The 16,767-nt window shown below is 52.3% G+C and carries 17 protein-coding genes; 15 read left to right on the top strand and 2 right to left on the bottom strand.

What is annotated here, in order from left to right; genetic code table 11:
* Nucleotides 1-17 precede the first annotated feature (17 nt).
* Nucleotides 18-851 carry a carbohydrate ABC transporter permease gene (locus ACFQ88_RS35690; protein WP_239628533.1) on the top strand — a complete coding sequence of 278 codons (834 nt, stop codon included), beginning with the start codon at nt 18-20 and terminating at the stop codon, nt 849-851.
* A 94-nt stretch (nt 852-945) separates the two neighbouring features.
* Here the strand turns inward: ACFQ88_RS35690 and ACFQ88_RS35685 are convergent, their stop codons facing one another.
* Nucleotides 946-1,533 (bottom strand): TetR/AcrR family transcriptional regulator, encoded by a 588-nt coding sequence (locus tag ACFQ88_RS35685; protein WP_379462169.1) that lies wholly within the window; start codon nt 1,531-1,533, stop codon nt 946-948.
* 169 nt (nt 1,534-1,702) lie between these two features.
* On the opposite strand from ACFQ88_RS35685, the gene ACFQ88_RS35680 reads away from it, so the two are divergent.
* From ACFQ88_RS35680 to ACFQ88_RS35625, 12 genes are all read left to right on the top strand, one after another.
* Entirely contained in the window at nt 1,703-2,137 is a 435-nt protein-coding gene (locus ACFQ88_RS35680) for a DUF6526 family protein (protein WP_379462167.1), read from the top strand.
* Nucleotides 2,138-2,158: 21 nt separating this feature from the next.
* The gene (locus tag ACFQ88_RS35675; protein WP_239628526.1) at nt 2,159-2,656 is read left to right on the top strand and encodes a DUF6022 family protein; all 498 of its coding nucleotides are present in this window, start codon (nt 2,159-2,161) and stop codon (nt 2,654-2,656) included.
* Nucleotides 2,649-3,032: a DUF6220 domain-containing protein gene (locus tag ACFQ88_RS35670; RefSeq protein ID WP_239628524.1), complete on the top strand. Its 384-nt coding sequence runs from the start codon at nt 2,649-2,651 to the stop codon at nt 3,030-3,032. Before ACFQ88_RS35675 ends, ACFQ88_RS35670 begins: the two co-directional genes overlap by 8 nt.
* A 238-nt stretch (nt 3,033-3,270) precedes the next feature.
* Complete coding sequence (locus ACFQ88_RS35665; protein WP_239628523.1) at nt 3,271-3,447, top strand: hypothetical protein; 177 nt, start codon at nt 3,271-3,273, stop codon at nt 3,445-3,447.
* Between the two features lie 85 nt (nt 3,448-3,532).
* Nucleotides 3,533-4,675 carry an ROK family transcriptional regulator gene (locus ACFQ88_RS35660; RefSeq protein WP_379462163.1) on the top strand — a complete coding sequence of 381 codons (1,143 nt, stop codon included), beginning with the start codon at nt 3,533-3,535 and terminating at the stop codon, nt 4,673-4,675.
* A 138-nt stretch (nt 4,676-4,813) separates the two neighbouring features.
* The gene (locus ACFQ88_RS35655; RefSeq protein WP_379462161.1) at nt 4,814-6,322 is read left to right on the top strand and encodes a sodium:solute symporter family protein; all 1,509 of its coding nucleotides are present in this window, start codon (nt 4,814-4,816) and stop codon (nt 6,320-6,322) included.
* Between the two features lie 22 nt (nt 6,323-6,344).
* Nucleotides 6,345-7,607, top strand: coding sequence for an AGE family epimerase/isomerase (locus tag ACFQ88_RS35650; RefSeq protein WP_379462159.1), 1,263 nt, complete (start codon nt 6,345-6,347; stop codon nt 7,605-7,607).
* Nucleotides 7,608-7,661: 54 nt separating this feature from the next.
* Nucleotides 7,662-8,972, top strand: coding sequence for a neutral/alkaline non-lysosomal ceramidase N-terminal domain-containing protein (locus ACFQ88_RS35645; RefSeq protein ID WP_379462157.1), 1,311 nt, complete (start codon nt 7,662-7,664; stop codon nt 8,970-8,972).
* On the top strand, nt 8,959-9,747 hold the full coding sequence (locus tag ACFQ88_RS35640; protein WP_379462155.1) for a glucosamine-6-phosphate deaminase: 789 nt from the start codon (nt 8,959-8,961) through the stop codon (nt 9,745-9,747). The genes ACFQ88_RS35645 and ACFQ88_RS35640 overlap by 14 nt, the downstream gene beginning before the upstream one ends.
* 12 nt (nt 9,748-9,759) lie before the next feature.
* Nucleotides 9,760-10,938 carry an N-acetylglucosamine-6-phosphate deacetylase gene (locus ACFQ88_RS35635; protein ID WP_379462153.1) on the top strand — a complete coding sequence of 393 codons (1,179 nt, stop codon included), beginning with the start codon at nt 9,760-9,762 and terminating at the stop codon, nt 10,936-10,938.
* Nucleotides 10,939-10,950: 12 nt separating this feature from the next.
* Entirely contained in the window at nt 10,951-11,709 is a 759-nt protein-coding gene (locus ACFQ88_RS35630) for a sugar isomerase domain-containing protein (protein ID WP_379462151.1), read from the top strand.
* Between the two features lie 217 nt (nt 11,710-11,926).
* Nucleotides 11,927-12,223, top strand: a complete 297-nt coding sequence (locus ACFQ88_RS35625; protein WP_239628514.1) for a DUF2325 domain-containing protein — start codon at nt 11,927-11,929, stop codon at nt 12,221-12,223.
* Between the two features lie 191 nt (nt 12,224-12,414).
* On the opposite strand, the gene ACFQ88_RS35620 is transcribed toward ACFQ88_RS35625, so the two are convergent.
* Nucleotides 12,415-14,670, bottom strand: coding sequence for a helix-turn-helix domain-containing protein (locus tag ACFQ88_RS35620; protein WP_379462148.1), 2,256 nt, complete (start codon nt 14,668-14,670; stop codon nt 12,415-12,417).
* Nucleotides 14,671-14,890: 220 nt separating this feature from the next.
* Here ACFQ88_RS35620 and ACFQ88_RS35615 point away from each other — a divergent pair, with 220 nt between their 5' ends.
* Entirely contained in the window at nt 14,891-15,796 is a 906-nt protein-coding gene (locus ACFQ88_RS35615; RefSeq protein WP_379462146.1) for an ABC transporter permease, read from the top strand.
* Nucleotides 15,797-15,839: 43 nt separating this feature from the next.
* Entirely contained in the window at nt 15,840-16,694 is an 855-nt protein-coding gene (locus tag ACFQ88_RS35610) for a carbohydrate ABC transporter permease (protein ID WP_379462228.1), read from the top strand.
* Nucleotides 16,695-16,767 lie beyond the last annotated feature (73 nt).

Raw genomic sequence — 16,767 nt, 5'->3', positions numbered from 1 at the left:
CGGAAAGGGGATAGCGCATGATTGGGCAGGATGTGTGGTTTCGAAAAATAGGGTTACATGGGTTCTTGCTCTGCGGGGTCATACTTTCCATGTTCCCGTTCTATTGGCTGCTTGTCATGTCGACAAGGACGAACAGCGAAATATTCAGCTCCAAGCCGAATTTGCTTCCGGGTACTCAGCTGATGACCAATATCCGCAACGTATTGAGCAATATCGATTTTTTCAGCGGTCTATTCAATACGGTTTACGTGTCCGTCGTCTCAACGGTGCTGGTGCTGTTTTTCTGTTCTCTTGCGGGCTTTTTCTTTGCGAAATTCGATTTCCCCGGGAAAAACGCGCTGTTCGTGCTGCTCCTGGTAACGATGATGATTCCGGGCCAGCTATCCCTTATTCCGTCCTTCATCATTATGCAAAAGCTGGGGTGGGTAGGGACGTACAAAGCGCTGATCATTCCCGATATGGCCCGGGCGTTCGGCATCTTCTGGATCCGGCAGTATGCGCAGGGCGCCGTCCATGACGATTTGATTCAAGCGGGCAAGATCGACGGCTGTAATCATTTCCGCATCTATTGGCATATCGCGCTTCCGATTCTGAAGCCGGCGCTTGCGTTCCTCGGTATTTTCACGTTTATGGGCAACTGGAACGAATACTTGTGGCCCCTCATCATCTTGAACAATCCGGAGAAATATACGCTGCAGATTGTCTTATCCCAGTTGAACGGGATTTACAAAACGGACTACGCCATGGTTATGGCGGGGACGCTGATGGCCACGCTGCCTTTGGTCGTTATGTTCCTGTTCGTCAGCAGGCAGTTTATATCGGATATCGCAGCAGGAGCTATCAAGGATTGAGCCGACCATACATAGTAATCGAGTGTGAAGCCGGGCTTATAGCTCGGCTGTCTTTTTTGCTGAAGGGCGGATTGCGCCCGATCGGGAATAAAGCTTACTGCTCTTGAGGAAACAGGGTGTTCAAAATACGATCCACAAATTCAATTCGTTCTTCATGAGATTCGGCTTTGCCCAAGAAGTTGATCTGGAACGCATGCTGAAAACAGCTTCCAAGCAATAAATCCGCAGCAGCCCTAGGGTCCATGTCTTCCCGGATTCTTCCAAGCCCTTTCTCTTTTTGCAGGTAGGCTTCGACCGCCTCATTCGCCCTATGAGGACCTTCATTTCGCAGAGTAAAGCCTTCCCGATGCCGGAGCAGAATATCCGGTTCCGAGAAAATAGAGCAGATCAAGGACATGGAGCTGCTGAAATCCTCCAGTGCAGTAAGAGCTACCGGTTCGAGATTTTTACGTACCGTCTCTTTACCGGCAAGGCTCTGCAGCAAGGTTAAGGCTCCCATCAAATGTTTCAATTGTCCTCGTAATACGTGGAGAAAGATATCCTCCTTGTTCCTGAAATGATTATATAACGATCCTTCCGAGCAGCCGGCTGCACGGGCGATTTCTTTGGTCGTCGTCTTGGCCAGCCCGTTCATTAAGAGCACTTGCTCGGCAGCTTCAGTGATTTTGTTTTTTAAATCCATGATTATCCCTCACTCTATTGACAGGTGATGAAAAGCTGTTTATGCTCATATTATGAGTGTGCACTCACTCAAAGTCAAGTGACGGATTGAAAGCACAGATGAAATTAGTGCAGCAAAATGAGTGTGCGCTCACTCAGGGAATAGTCAAAGAGAAAGGAGGTGGGTCAACATGAAGACGCAAAGCTACGGCAATTACATCAGGCTAGTACCGGCATTCCATTTTGTTCTCGTACCGCTCGGTTTCGTCACGCTAACGGCAGCAATCGTCTATATATTCTTTGCAGCACGAAACGGGATATCGTTGTTTGTATCACTGATACTTGTAAGCCTATCCTTGATGATGGTCATGACTATGATATTTTCGCGGATATTTGCATGCAAAGCTCAAGATCGTGCGATTCGCGCAGAAGAAAACTTGCGTCACTTTGTATTAACAGGCAAGCTGCCCGATCCCAGTCTAACGATGGACCAAATTATCGCGCTGCGTTTTGCAGCGGATGAAGAATTTTTATCTTTGTGTGCAATGGCCGTGAATGAACATGCTGCTCCCGACAAGATCAAGAGGTCGATTAAAGCATGGAAAGCCGATTACGATCGGGTGTAAATACAAACTCGGAGGTGTCACATGAATTTAACTGAAGCGTTCAAAGGGACCACGATGGAGACGCTGAAAACTTATATTCAGCAGCATATCGATCGGAGCTGCCGTCAAGTATGGGAGATGCATCTGCCGGAAATCGAGAAGATTTTCTCAAAAGGCGGGGATTCTGCGTATGGCTTCTTTTGCCGCAAGCTTTTTGAACCGCTAGTGAAGGAAATGGTTGAAGCAGGTTTTACCTCCCAGCCTGTGCTGCCAGGGGCTTTTCCACAATCGGAGGAGCATTGGGGACCATGGGAAGACCGCGAAAGACGGTTTTGGAGCGTAATTCACCAAGATAACGGACAGAAGCTGGGAACGTTGGTCTTTAGAATTTTTCACGACCATACCCGCCTGCGATTGCCTAGATTGCCGCAAGTTTACGTGATCCGGGAGACGGAACCGGAACGTATTTCGCATAGTATCCTGCATGCTGATCCCGAAAGCGGGAATTCGATAGATGGAGGTATAGGAACGTATGAATAAAACCCAAGGCCATCATTATACTCATCTCTGTTTTAACGTGCTTGCTTGGCTGTTTGCCATTTCCGTAGGTCTTCAAGTTTTCTTTGCAGGACTTGCGTTATTCGTCGATTCATCCAACTGGGTAACCCATATAAGCTTTGCCCGATATTTCTCATTCCTTCCTTTGATAATGGCCGTATTGGCATGGCGCGCAAGGCTGACTTCAAAAACGATTTGGAGATGCATCGGACTATTTGGAATGATTATCGGTATGTTTTTGACTGCTATCTTCTCATCACGAATCGGAGGCTTGTCTGCGCTTCACCCGGTGATCGCTCTTATGCTATTCTGGAGCTGTGCGGAGCTTATCCGTTCAAACGTCCGATTTTCGGCTTAGTTGGAGGCTTGACCATGCAGGACAGACAGTAGAGGATAATATCAAATATGCTGCTGCTACCGGTATGTAACGGCAGCCGCGTTGCCACAGTCAAAAACGATCCTAATGCAAGCCGCATGAGCTGCGGCTTTTTTGTTTAGTCCGGGAGGTCCCGCCCGCATAGAAATAACTTACATCCAACCTATGGTATAATTAGGGAACAACCCTTGAATAGAACCGGCGGGAAAGGAGGTACATTATGCGCATTAAAGTGCAGCTGTCCGTCGGCGGGCAGCAGGTTAAGGCCGATGAGCTCGTCATCGAAGAAACGAAGCTTGGGGAGCTGACCGATGAGGAGATCGAGCAGGCGATTGAAATCAATATCCGCAGCTGGGCGGACAAGATGATCAGCATCGATTGGGAAGTGGTCGAATGAGGAGTCTTAAGCGAATGGAAAGGCCAATCGTAAATATGCTATGATGAAGCGTAAAAGTGAACGTTAGTAAGGGGGCCGGCAATTCATGAGCAAAGGCACAGCCCTGTTAAGACAGCAAAATGAAAAACGGACGCTGGCGCTGCTTAGGGCCGGGAAGCACAGCTCCAGACAAGAAATCGCTGCCGCATTGGGCTTGAGTAAAAATACGATTTCATTAATCGTCGATAAGTTTATAAAAGACGGGGTCGTCAAGGAAATCGGCGCCGATGAACAAGGCGGTGTCGGCAGACCCCGCATTCAGCTGCGTTTGCAGGCGGAAGCGTACAAAAGCATCGGGATCCTGATCCAGCATTCCTACTTTCAATATGTCGTGACGGATTATTGCCAGGCGGTGCTCGATAAGGGAAGCGTTCCGATGGAAACGGACGATCCGGAGCCCTACATCGGCAAGCTGATTCATCTGTGCAGCGAGCTGATCCGGCAGCACCCGGAGGTGCTCGGCATAGGGATTGCCGTTCCGGCTCTTGTCGATCCGATCGAAGGGGTCGTCCATTTTTCTTCCCATCTGAGCTGGAGGAATGTCCGGTTGAAGGAGAGAATGGACTCGAGCCTGCCGGTGACAACGAAGGTGCTCAATCTCGTAAAAGCAGCGGCCATCGCTCCTTCCTCAGGGCTTCCGGCGGAGCATTCGTCCAACTCCTTTTATTTGCGCATGGACGAAGGGGTCGGCGGAGCCCATATTATCGACAGCCAAATCTACAGCGGTGCGAGCTGGACTGCAGGCGAAGCGGGGCATCTGTGCGTGGAGCCGGAGGGACCTCTCTGCAGCTGCGGGCAAAGAGGCTGCCTGGAAGCCTTGGTCAGCATTCCGGCGATGGTTAGACAAATGCAGCAGCAGTATCCCGACGTGCAAACCGAAGACGATCTTGGGCGGTATATAGCGGAAGAAGGAACGGAGGGCTCCCGGTTCCAAGAGATTATGGATAAAGCCGGACAGTATGTCGGGATGGCCCTCTCGCAAATCATTTTGCTGCTGAACCCGGGGCATATCGTCATTGACAGTCCGTTCCATAAGGTGGACACCTTCAAGCAGTCGGTGTTGTCCACCGTAGATAGAAGGGCTTTAAAGCTTCCTACCGAAAAAACTAGCATATTGTTCATCAAAAGCTCGTACGCCTCAAGCGTAGGAGCCGCATTCGCTGTTATTCTTGATTTTGAAAAGGAATAACAGCTTTTTTTTCAAAATAAAATAAAAGTGAAATAACATTGACACGCAAAATGTAAGCGTGTTAATTTAGTAGTAACAATTTGTCCTAGTTTAGGATTAATTGGTCCATACCATCAAAATGAAGAGGTGATCTCCATTATGACAATGTTGGATTGGATCGTGCTAGGTCTGTTTTTCCTCCTCATGGTGGGTATCGGGGTCTGGTCTTTTCGCCAGATCAGCGGTACTCAGGACTTTTTTGCGGCAGGCGGCAAAATGCCGTGGTGGCTGTCCGGCATCTCTCATCACATGTCCGGATACAGTGCGGCGGTCTTCGTAGCCTATGCGGGAGTAGCTTATACTTACGGGTTTACTCTCTACATTTGGTGGGCCGTTCCGGTAGCCATTGCCGTGTTCGTCGGCGCACCTCTCATTGCTCCAAGATGGGCCCGTCTGCGCCAGCGGATGAACATCGAATCCCCTATGGAATATTTGGCCACGAGATACAATGTGCCTACCCAGCAGCTGATGGCGTGGAGCGGCGTGCTGCTCAAGCTATTCGACGTCGGCGCGAAATGGGCGGCTATCGCGGTCATCCTGAACGTGTTCGCAGGAGTACCTTTAACCGTAGGCATTTTCTTATCCGGCGCCATCTCTCTTCTGTACTCGGCGATCGGCGGATTGTGGGCCGACGCTTGGACGGATTTCGCCCAATTCATCGTTCAATTAATCGCAGGCCTGGCGATGTTCGTCATCGTCGTTATGAAGCTTGGCGGCATAGGATCGATCACAGGCATCTGGGATCAGCTTCCGCCTTCGCACAGCCAGCCTCTGGTCGGGCCGTATACGATGGGCTTCGTTCTCGCTTATATCCTCATAGATTTTCTCAGCTATAACGGCGGCACATGGAATCTGGCGCAGCGGTATATCGCGTCACCGAGCGGTTCCGATGCGCGCAAGGCCGCCATGCTTTCCGGAGCATTATACCTCATTTGGCCGCTCATTTTGTTCTTCCCGATGTGGGCCGCTCCGCTCTTTTACCAAAACCTGAAGGATCCGACACAATCGTATTCGATGATGACGATGGATCTGCTCCCGCACGGGTTGATCGGACTGGTGCTGGCCAGCATGTTTGCCCATACGATGGCTATGACCACGTCGGACGCCAACGCGATTACGGCGGTCATTACCCGGGATATTTTGCCGGTGATGTCGAAGAAATACCGCACGCTCAGCGAGAAGGCGGCGCTTCGGGTAGCCCGCGGGGCGATGATCACCTTCGTCGTACTCACCTTGATTATTGCGGTTTACTCCAGCACGTTCGGCGGTATTTTGAGCTTGCTCATCGTCTGGTTCGGCGCCCTGGTTGGCCCGATCTCGATACCTATGCTGCTCGGCTTGATTCCCGTCTTCAAGCGAAGCGATTCCAAAGCGGCTATCGTATCGTGGGCAGCCGGGATCGTCACCTTTGTCATCGTAAAATATGTTCTCACCGTCAGCACAGCGACCTTGGTTGCCTCCCCCGTACTGGTATCGGCGATTTTGTTTATCGGCATGGGCTGGTTGAACCGGAAAACGCCGGTTGACCCCAAGGTGGAGGAGCTGCTTCAATCGATAAGCACCGATTCATACGAGCCGAACTCGCAGGGGAATGGAGTCAAAGCGTAGGACATGGAAAGGATGGAGCCGGATGAACGAAGCGTGGGATACCCGCTCGCTGCGGACCTTTTACGAACGCCACCTGCTAGAGGATTTGCTGCCCTTCTGGAGCAAAGCGGTTGACCGCCGGCACGGAGGCTTATACACCTGCTTTACGAATTCAGGCAGCGAGCGGATAAGCACGGACAAATACACCTGGTCGCAGGGACGATACATCTGGATATGGTCCCGGATAGCCAGGCTGATAGAACAAGGCGTACTGCCTGGCAGCACCTCAGCTTATATGAATGAAGCGGAGCAAGCGGTAACGTTTCTCCGCAATCATGTTTTCCTGGACAACGGCAATTGTGCCTTTCTATTGACCGAGGACGGGCACAAGAAGGAGAGCATTCCGGGCGCCGGCTACGATACGAGCTTTTATGCGGATTGCTTCGTGGTGCTGGGGTTTGCCGAGTTCGCCCGAGCCAGCGGGCGGGGAGATGTTGCAGACGAAGCGCTCGAGCTGTACGACCGCATTCGGACTCGCATAAGCAGCGGCACTATCCGCAGCGAGCCTTACCCGATACCGGAAGGGCTGAAATCCCATTCCGTCACCATGATCTTGTTGAACATTTCCGCGCAGCTCATGGAAACGCTGGAGCACTTTCAGCATCCTGCAGCCGGTCGGCTGAGGAGCGAATGCCAGTCGTATGGCGCGCGGATTATGACGGAGTTCCGCCAGCCCGATCACCGGATTGCGGAGCTGCTGCCTGTCCAAGGCGATGCGCCTCCTACCGTTCTTTGCCGGCATATCAATCCGGGCCATACGCTGGAATGCATGTGGTTCGTCATTCATGCGGCGAAGCGTCTCCAGCGGGAGGATCTGGTTGAACAAGCGATGCCGGTCATCGAAAAAGCGTTCGAGCTCGGATGGGATACGGAGCAAGGCGGGCTGTTCCGCTTCGTCGATGCGGACGGGGGCGAGCCGAAGGGAGAGCGCACCGGAGATCCATACGAAGCTTTAGTGTTGGATACATGGGATTCCAAGCTGTGGTGGCCCCACTCGGAAGCACTGTACTGCTCATTATTGGCTTACGAGCTGACCGGCCAAGGTCGGTTCAAGGAGCTCTACTCGAGAACGCACGACTACGTCTTCCGGACCTTCCCCCAGCCGGACCGGAGGATCGGAGAATGGATTCAAATACGCGACCGGGAGGGTAACCCGATGGAGAAGGTCGTCGCGCTGCCGGTCAAGGATCCGTTTCATATCCTTCGCAACGTGCTGCTTATCATCGAGCTGTATTCCAAAGCTTAGCATCCATGCGGCTAAGATGCGGCAAAAGATAGAATGAAAGGAGCGGAGTCGGCGATGAGAGAACCGCCGCTTAAGCTTGGCACCGCCAAAGCGGATATTACCCCGGCAGCGCCCGTGCCGCTTGCAGGCTTTGCGCATCGGGCCGGTCCGTTCGAGCATATCGCACACCGGTTATATGCGAGAATTCATTGTTTTGAGCAGCAGGATAAGACGGGAAGGAAAGCTTCCGCTCTCCTCGTCTCCGCGGATTTGATCTGGTGGGGGAGCGATCTGGTGAGCAGGCTGACCCCGGTATTACGGGAGCGTTACGGCTTCCAAACCGTGCTGCTCCATGCGACCCATACCCATTGCGGGCCTCAGACGAGCAGCCTCTTCACGGATGCTCTCGGAAAGCCCGATCCCGGTTATTTGGAGGCTTTGGAGCAGCGGCTGCTTGCCGGCGTTGAGGAGGCGCTGCACAATTCGGAGCCCGTGACGGTGGAACGCGGGAGCGGGCAATGCCGGATCGGGGTGAACCGCAGGAAACAATCCGGCGGCCGCATCGAGATGGCCCCGAATGAACACGGTCAGATCGATCCGGATGTGACCGTGATCCGCTTTCGCACGTCAAACGGCAGCGTCAAAGCACTGTTCGTTCATTATACGTGTCACCCGACAACGACAGGAGATAACGAAATCTCCTCCGAGTACTGCGGGGTGGCCATGGAACGGATCGAGCAATCCTTGGGCGATGGTGCCGTCGGCGCCTTTTTGCAAGGCTGCTGCGGAGACATCCGGCCTGCCCTCGTCAGCGACGGCGCGTTTTACCGGGGCCACCGGATGGAGGTGGAGCGCTTCGGCAGCTGGATGACCGAGGAGGTGCTGCGCATCAACAGCCTGCCGATGGAAGAGCTGGCTCCCGGCGATTTAACAAGCAAGACGTTGGAGCTGCCGCTTGGGTTCGATTCGGTGCCGTCCGTCGAGCTGCTTGAAGAACAGGCCGATCGGAGTGATATTCACAGCGAGTGGGCATGCCTGCTGCTTCGCGAGCCGCACCGCAGAGCGGAGAGCATCCCGCTGGAGATTACGCGGCTTGATGTGGCGAAGGACCTTTCCTTCGTCGCATTCAATGCGGAAATGGTGGTCGACTACGGCTTGTTTGTCAAGCAAGCCTCCCATGGAACGATGCTTCCCTTAGCTTACACCAACGGCATGATCGGCTATGTGCCGACCGCTGAACAGCTGGCGCAAGGCGGGTACGAGTCGCGGGATGCCGTCCCTTACTTCGGCTTGCCGTCGCCTTTTCGTCCGCAGATTGAGAACGATATTCGCAATGCCATATCTTTAATTACCGGAAAGGAAGAGGAAACCCATGAACCTGAATGAAACGATTCAACCTTTACAAACAACAGCCGTCGACCGGCTCCGTGTCCAAATTTATGAGAACAGACAGCAGATGGGGAATGCGGCCGGAAGCCATGTCGCCGGCAAAATGAAGGAGCTTTTGAGCACCAAAAGCCGCATCCGGATGGTATTTGCCGCCGCCCCTTCGCAAAACGAATTTCTGCAAACGTTAAAAAGCAGCGAAGGAATCGATTGGTCCCGCGTCTCCGTGTTTCATATGGATGAGTACATCGGTCTTTCCCTGGATGCGCCTCAGCGATTCGGCACGTTCCTATGTGAACGGCTGTTTGACGAGGTGAAGCCGGGAGAAGTGCATTTGATCGACAGCTCGGGAAATATTGACGAGGAATGCCTGCGCTATGCAGAACTGCTTGGAGAAGCGCCGATCGACATCGTATGCTTGGGAATCGGGGAGAACGGCCATATTGCGTTCAACGATCCGCCGGTTGCCGATTTTAACGATCCGATGCTGGTGAAAAGCGTGGAGCTGGATCTGCCTTGCCGGCAGCAGCAGGTGAACGACGGCTGCTTTGCCACGCTGCAGGACGTGCCCACCCATGCTCTTACATTGACCATCCCGGCGCTTTGCTCCGGCGCGCATTTGTATTGCATGGTACCGGGCAAGACCAAGACGGCTGCCGTTCGACGGACGCTGAACGGCTCCATTTCGACGGAATGTCCATCCACGGTACTTCGCAGACATCCGGACTGCACGCTGTATGTGGACACCGATTCCTATGGCGGAGAGCTCGAGTAGGAGATGATCGCCATGTCTGGATATGTAACGAAGGTGGAAGGAATACATTATACAACCGGTGAGCCCGTTACGATTCATATCGAAGACGGCCTTATTAGGGAGATTCAACCGCTAGCACCGGAGCAAGGGAGGTCTTCGCTGCCTTATATCGCTCCCGGTCTGGTGGATTTGCAAATCAACGGCTACTTCGGCACCGACTTCAATTCGATTCCGATTGCCCCAGAAGCGGTGCAGCAGGCTACGCGCAAGCTGTGGAAGGAGGGCGTTACCTCTTATTATCCTACGGTCATAACGAATGGCGATGCCGAAATCGAACAGGCGGTGCAAACCATTGCCGCTGCTTGTGCGGAAGACCCGGTGTCCGATGCCGGCGTCGCAGGCATTCATCTCGAGGGCCCGTTTATTTCATCGGAGGACGGCCCCCGCGGGGCCCATAACCGAAGCTATACGAAGGCGCCGAGCTGGCCTTTGTTCCAGCGGTGGCAGGAGGCGGCGCAAGGCCGCATCCAACTGATTACGTTGTCGCCCGAATGGCCGGGGGCGACTGAATTTATCGAGCGGGCTACGGATCAGGGCGTCACCGTATCGATCGGGCATACGGCTGCTTCGGCAGAGCAGATCGATGCTGCTGTCCAAGCCGGTGCGACAATGTCCACTCATCTCGGCAATGGGGCTCATTTGATGCTGCCTCGCCATCCCAATTACATATGGGAGCAATTAAGCCAGGACGGGCTGACCGCATGCGTCATTTCCGACGGCTTCCATCTGCCGCGATCGGTGCTGAAGGTCGTGCTGCGCACCAAAGGCAACAAGGCGCTGCTCGTCAGCGACGCCGTTTCCTTCAGCGGTTTGGCCCCCGGAGCGTACGATAATCATATCGGCGGACGGGTGGTCCTTACACCGGAAGGACGGCTGCATATGGCCGATACCCCCGGGCTTTTGGCGGGATCGGTGCAGATGCTCCCATGGGGCATCTCCCATCTGGTCAAAAGCGGCTTGGCACCTCTCGAGGATGCATGGGACATGGCTTCGGTCCGTCCCTCCGCGTTTATGGGATTACCTTCGCAGCACGGACTTGCTGCCGGAGCGCCCGCCGACCTGGTCTTGTTCGAGCTGAAGGATCAGAATGTGACTGTTGTGCAGACGTATAAACAAGGCAGCCGGGTTTACGATTCGACCGCACCCGAGTGAGGAGGAGTCCGTATGAGCTTACCCGTAATGACCCAATACCTTCATAAAATTGTTCACCATCTGGAGCTGCTTCATCAGGAGGAGCAAGCGCCGATTGCCCGCGCGGCCCGCTTGATGGCGGATCATATCAAGCTGGACAAGATCGTGTATGCTTATGGTCCCGGCGGGCATTCGAACCTGGGCTCGCAGGAAATATTTTTCCGGGCAGGCGGCCTTATGCATATCAGCGCCATGCTGGATGAAGGTACGCTGCTGAGCGGCGGAGCGCTCAGGTCGATGGCGGTGGAGAGAACTCCCGGATATGCCCGAATCGTCATGGACGATTACGGATTGAAGCAGGGGGACTTATTGATCATTATTAATTCCTATGGCATCAACTCCGCTACTATTGATGCGGCTTTGGAGGCCCGAGCACGCGGCGTCACCACGATCGGGGTCACATCCGTCCGGCATGCGCTCGCCACACCCGAGCATCACGTTGCGCGCCATCCGTCGAAGCAAAACTTGCACGACCTCGTCGATGTCGTCCTCGACACGAAGATCGAGGTAGGAGACGCCGTCGTCGATATCGACAGGTTGGATCAGCGGGTGGCGGCCATGTCTACGTTCGCCAACGCGTATTTGTTAAATTCGCTCGTTTCGGAGACGATTGAGCTGCTCGTCAAGGACGGAGTCCGGCCGCCGATTTGGATGAGCGGCAATGCAAGCGGCGGCGATGAGTCCAACGCCCGCTTTATTGAACAGTTCAAAGGAAGAATCAAGAAGCTGTAGCCCGGATTCATGAGCCTGCATTCCCGCTCTTATAGTTATAGAAGCCGCTTTATGTAACATAGAGCGGCTTTTTGCATTGCTGCACAGTGAAACCATAAAATAAATCCGACTAAACACATTGACATTTAGGTATATTGCGATACAATAATTAGTAAATAAGCTGCAGCGTTGAATTGAATCGATATCAATCGATATCTTGGGATCGGGGGAATCTATAATGAAGACGGTAGCGATCATCGGAGGCAGTCAGACGGACACATTTAAGAAGCTGGGAGAAAAGCAAGGCTTGATCGTTGAGCATCATAACGGCAAGACCGGCGGCGGATCCGTGGAGCATTATTTTCAGCGGATCATTAATAAAGCGGATGTGATCATTGTGCTGAAAGGCGCGATCAAGCATACGTCGATGTGGGCGGTACGGGAGCTTGCCGAGAAGAAAGGGAAGAAGATCGATTATCACGACGGCTTTGGCGCATCCGGCGCGTTGAAGAAGGCTTTGACGCTGGTCGGTTAATGATCCTACTCAGAAGGTGAAACAAATAGAAAGCTGGTGGAGGCAATTCGATGTAATGGTATCGAAAAAAGACCCTTTCCCGCATAGTTTTCGTTCCATCGAGTCGAGTTGACCGATGGCAAACGGAAGCAGCGGCATAAGGGTCTATTTCTATTGAATGCGCTAATTGCAGCACAGCTGGCTCATTCCATTTATTTCTGGGCCACCATGGCGCTTCGCCGATACTCGCTCGGCGTCATTCCGGTCCACTTCTTGAACATCCGGTTGAACGACGTAATATTCCGGTAGCCGATCTGCAGGCTGACGTCGTTGATGCTCGTATCCGTGCCCGACAGCAACTCCTGCGCCTTGCGGATACGGATATCGTTCAAATGATCGCTGAAGTTCGTTCCCGTCTTTTCCTTAATATATACAGATAAATAAGCGCTCGACATATTGAGCTTATCGGCCAAATAGTCGAGAGACAGCTCTTCACCGTACTTCGTATGAAGATTGTCCATAACGAAATTGATGATCGGATCGCTTTCCCCTTTTTTCTCGACAATCAAGGACACGGCCAGCTCGATAATGCCGGCGTAAGCCTGCTTGTACTCATCGAGCGTACAGCATTCTCTCAGCTGCTGCATCAGAGGCTTAAGGGGCCACGACGCGCCCTGCTCAATTTTATAAATGTCCATGAACTTCCATACTTTGGCCTCGATCGACTCCGCGAACAAAGCGAATTGGGTTACGCTCGCTTCCTTCATGTACATTTCATCGAGAAAACGCCGGAGCAGCTCGTTCGCTCCTTCCGCGTCGCCGGCTTGAATGCTGGCATTCAGCTCCTGATCCTGCGCAGGGCTTAACGTGAACGTTGCCGGCAGCATGCGGCTGCCGAGCAGGATTTGCGTCTCCTCCTCGAGTCTCGCCTGACGGACGATTTCGAGAACCTGCCTGTACGCATGGTTGAACTGCGAAGAATGCTCGAACCATGAGCTGACCGCCACGGTGAACAGGCTGTACTGGCTGTCCCTGTCGAAGACCACCTTCAGCTCCTTCAGCACTTCCTCGATCCGTTCTTTCTCATGTCGGCCGTTGATAACGGTCAGTATTTGATTTTTCTCCATTTGGAACGTATGGCAGCCCGGGAACCGCTCCGAGAAAATAAGCGAAATATGCTCGCGGAAGTAATAAGCGGCACGGTCCTTTTTCAAGGTCGTATCGTCGAACGACCCGCTGCGAAACCTCAGCATATAAAGGACGATCGTGAAGCTTTCCTCCGCCGCGATAAAGTCCTTCCATTCATTAATATCCGTATTGATGCTCTTTAGTTTATTAATATAATTGTAGCTTTTCAGAATGGACTGCTTGCTTGACAGCTCGGATTGGACGACGTTTTTCTCCGCTACGAGATCGAATATTTTCTGATTGATGAAATCGAACTCGCTGATCGAGCTGGTCAGATCGGATTTTTGCCCGTTAATAATCGAGGTAATGAGCTGCTTGACCGGACGATTGATCCGTTTGCTGTAATAAAATGAAGCGGCAAGACCTATGCTAAGCGACATGATGAAAATGAGAAGCAGCGTAACCATCATCCGGTTGAGCTGAGCGGCCATGGCGGCGTTGGGAACAGCCGTAATGTAGGTCATTCCTTCGCTGTCTTGCTCCTTGAAATAATAGATGCCGTCCTTCAGCGCGTAATTCATCCCTTCCGAAAATTGCGGTACCCGCTCCTCCCGCCATTCCCCTCCGGACTGATACAGCATGGTGCCGTCCTTATCGGCAATCATGAATTTGCGAGCGTTCTCACTATCGTCGAAGAAGGCTTGCTGCGACTTGGCGATGTCGAGATAGCCGATTACCATATAATGGCTGTCCGGGAGCTTGAAGCTGATCGGCAGCAGCTCTTTTTTCTCCGGTACATTCCAGGTCGTCTGAAAGCGCGAAACCGGAAGCATTGAGAAATTAGCGCTCTTCGCCAGATGCGACTTCCAGAACGTGAGCGGATAAATGCCGCTCGAATAGAGAGCATTGAACTGATCCTCCGCGCCGCTGCTTCCTTCCTTGTCCAGCGTAAACTCCTTGGATTGGTAATACAGGGTTACATTGTCCAGAAACAGCTGCGGATTATACACCTCGGAGCGCAGCAGCTCGATGATTTTTTTACCCTGCAAATAATTGACGTCCTGATCCTGCTTCGTCAAGAGCTGACGATTGAACCCGGAAACCTCGGGATCGTTATAAATTTTGTAAAGCGATGTCTTCACCCGGGCAAAATGAGTGTTGTACCGTTCTGCCGTATTTTGCAAAATGAGCCGGTTATATCGGATCAGCTCGTCCTGATATTTGCTTTTGAAGAAGGCGAACGCTACCACATTAAATGTGAAAAACAAAAGAATGATGACCAAAAAACTGATAAGTATAGTAAAAAACAACGAAGTTCTTCTAGTTTTAAAACGGTTCATCAGAGCGACCCCTTTAGCGTTCTTGCTTGTCCTTACTATCTTACAAGATGCGTCCGGAACAGGAAAGGAACAAAATTTTAGATATTTATCTCTTTTTTAGAAACGAAGGTAAAGCCGGAAAACAAAAGAAAAGTCTATAGTCAGAGAGCGTTCTGGCGTCGTATGATCCGAAACAGGGGCAGACAACCTGCGAAACATTGCCGTAGAGAGGAAGGTGACCATGAATACAGTCATCAGACGCATTAGAAGAAACGCAGATCTGTACTTGCTGTTCCTGCCGGTTTTGGCATTCTTCATCATATTCGAGTACGTGCCGATGTACGGGGTTCAGATCGCATTTAAAGATTTTATCGCAACAAAAGGCATATGGGGGAGTCCATGGGTAGGGTTCAAGCATTTTGAGCGGTTTTTCTCCAGCTTTTATTTTTGGCGGATTATGAAAAATACGCTGGGCATCGGATTGTATCAGCTAATCGTCGGCTTTCCCGTACCGATCCTGCTCGCGCTTATGATCAATGAGGTGCGTTCGAGCTTGTACCGCCGCTTCATCCAAACGGTGACGTACGCGCCGCACTTCTTGTCGACCGTCGTAGCCGTCGGTATGGTCATGATGTTTCTGTCGCCGGAGACGGGACTTGTCAATATCGTGATCCGGATGTTCGGTGGAGAATCGATTCCGTTCATGACGGAGCCGGGCTGGTTCAAGACGATCTATGTGCTGTCGGGCGTATGGCAGCAAATGGGATGGAGCTCAATCATTTATCTGGCTGCGCTGGCAGGCATCGATCCGCAGCTGCATGAAGCGGCGCGCATGGATGGTGCGAGCAGACTGCAGCGCATATGGCACATTAATTTGCCGGGCATCATGCCGACCGTCGTTATCCTGCTCATCCTTAATGTAGGATCGATTCTCGGCGTTGGCTTCGAGAAAGTGTTCCTGATGCAGAACTCGCTTAACATGAGCGCATCGGACGTTATTTCGACCAACGTATACCGAAGCGGGATTTTGGGTGCGGAATTCAGCTACTCGGCTGCGGTCGGATTGTTCAATTCCGTCGTTAACTTCATCCTGCTGCTTACGGTGAACCGGATCGCCCGCAAAGTCAACGAAACTAGCTTATGGTAAAAAGGGGGAGCCTGTATTGCTCGAAACTCGGACAGATAAAACGATCGAGCTTGTCATCTACGCCGTCCTGGCCATCGTGACGATAACCGTGTTGTACCCCCTGATCTTCGTAGCCGTCGCGTCGCTCAGCAGCCCTGAGAGAGTAATGAACGGGGAAGTGTGGCTGTGGCCCAAGGGGCTGACGTTTGTCGGGTACGAGCGGATTTTCGACAATAAAGAAATATTGACAGGGTATATGAACACGATTCTGTACACGTTAGTCGGAACGGCAATCAACCTGGTCATGACCGTTGCGGCGGCTTATCCGCTGTCACGCCGAGATTTTTACGGCCGCAACGTGTTCACGGCGCTGATTTTGTTCACGATGTTTTTCAGCGGCGGCATGATTCCGACCTATTTGCTCATCAAAAAGCTCGGTATGCTGAATACGTTCTGGGCGCTAGTTATTCCTTCCGCTCTCTCGGTGTGGAACATTCTAATCATGCGCACGTTTTTCCAGAGCAGCATTCCTTGGGAAATTCAGGAGTCCGCCAGCATAGACGGATGCTCCAATATGCAGACCCTGGTGCGGATCGTCCTGCCGCTGTCGGCGCCGATTATCGCTGTTATGGTGCTGTTCTACAGCGTAGGGCATTGGAATGCGTACTTTAATGCGCTGCTTTATTTGACGGACCGGGCCAAATACCCGCTCCAGCTTATCCTGCGGGAAATTCTTGTGCAGGGCCAGATGCAGGAGATGGTCGACGTCAGCGACACGAGTCTGGCCAAGAGCGTGATGGATGCGGAAGCAATCAAATATGCAGCCGTCATCGTCGCCAATTTACCGGTGCTAGTGCTGTATCCGTTTTTACAGAAATATTTCGTCAAAGGCATCATGGTGGGAGCTATTAAAGGGTAACCAAGGACAAGTTTCAACTCCGTATTAAGATTCAATCGATTGAGGCCTTATCTCAAGTTATACTATATATTGG

Origin of the sequence: Paenibacillus sp. NPDC056579 (genome assembly GCF_042793215.1) — a bacterium.
Taxonomy (GTDB): Bacteria; Bacillota; Bacilli; order Paenibacillales; family NBRC-103111; genus Paenibacillus_S.
This window is presented reverse-complemented; position numbering and strand designations above follow the sequence as displayed.

Coding starts and splice junctions, on each gene's coding strand:
- ACFQ88_RS35640 (WP_379462155.1), top strand. CDS start 8,959: ATGAACCTGAATGAAACGATTCAACCTTTACAAACAACAGCCGTCGAC.
- ACFQ88_RS35675 (WP_239628526.1), top strand. CDS start 2,159: ATGAATTTAACTGAAGCGTTCAAAGGGACCACGATGGAGACGCTGAAA.
- ACFQ88_RS35685 (WP_379462169.1), bottom strand. CDS start 1,533: ATGGATTTAAAAAACAAAATCACTGAAGCTGCCGAGCAAGTGCTCTTA.
- ACFQ88_RS35620 (WP_379462148.1), bottom strand. CDS start 14,670: ATGAACCGTTTTAAAACTAGAAGAACTTCGTTGTTTTTTACTATACTT.
- ACFQ88_RS35650 (WP_379462159.1), top strand. CDS start 6,345: ATGAACGAAGCGTGGGATACCCGCTCGCTGCGGACCTTTTACGAACGC.
- ACFQ88_RS35655 (WP_379462161.1), top strand. CDS start 4,814: ATGACAATGTTGGATTGGATCGTGCTAGGTCTGTTTTTCCTCCTCATG.
- ACFQ88_RS35665 (WP_239628523.1), top strand. CDS start 3,271: ATGCGCATTAAAGTGCAGCTGTCCGTCGGCGGGCAGCAGGTTAAGGCC.
- ACFQ88_RS35635 (WP_379462153.1), top strand. CDS start 9,760: ATGTCTGGATATGTAACGAAGGTGGAAGGAATACATTATACAACCGGT.
- ACFQ88_RS35630 (WP_379462151.1), top strand. CDS start 10,951: ATGAGCTTACCCGTAATGACCCAATACCTTCATAAAATTGTTCACCAT.
- ACFQ88_RS35660 (WP_379462163.1), top strand. CDS start 3,533: ATGAGCAAAGGCACAGCCCTGTTAAGACAGCAAAATGAAAAACGGACG.
- ACFQ88_RS35680 (WP_379462167.1), top strand. CDS start 1,703: ATGAAGACGCAAAGCTACGGCAATTACATCAGGCTAGTACCGGCATTC.
- ACFQ88_RS35625 (WP_239628514.1), top strand. CDS start 11,927: ATGAAGACGGTAGCGATCATCGGAGGCAGTCAGACGGACACATTTAAG.
- ACFQ88_RS35670 (WP_239628524.1), top strand. CDS start 2,649: ATGAATAAAACCCAAGGCCATCATTATACTCATCTCTGTTTTAACGTG.
- ACFQ88_RS35615 (WP_379462146.1), top strand. CDS start 14,891: ATGAATACAGTCATCAGACGCATTAGAAGAAACGCAGATCTGTACTTG.
- ACFQ88_RS35690 (WP_239628533.1), top strand. CDS start 18: ATGATTGGGCAGGATGTGTGGTTTCGAAAAATAGGGTTACATGGGTTC.
- ACFQ88_RS35645 (WP_379462157.1), top strand. CDS start 7,662: ATGAGAGAACCGCCGCTTAAGCTTGGCACCGCCAAAGCGGATATTACC.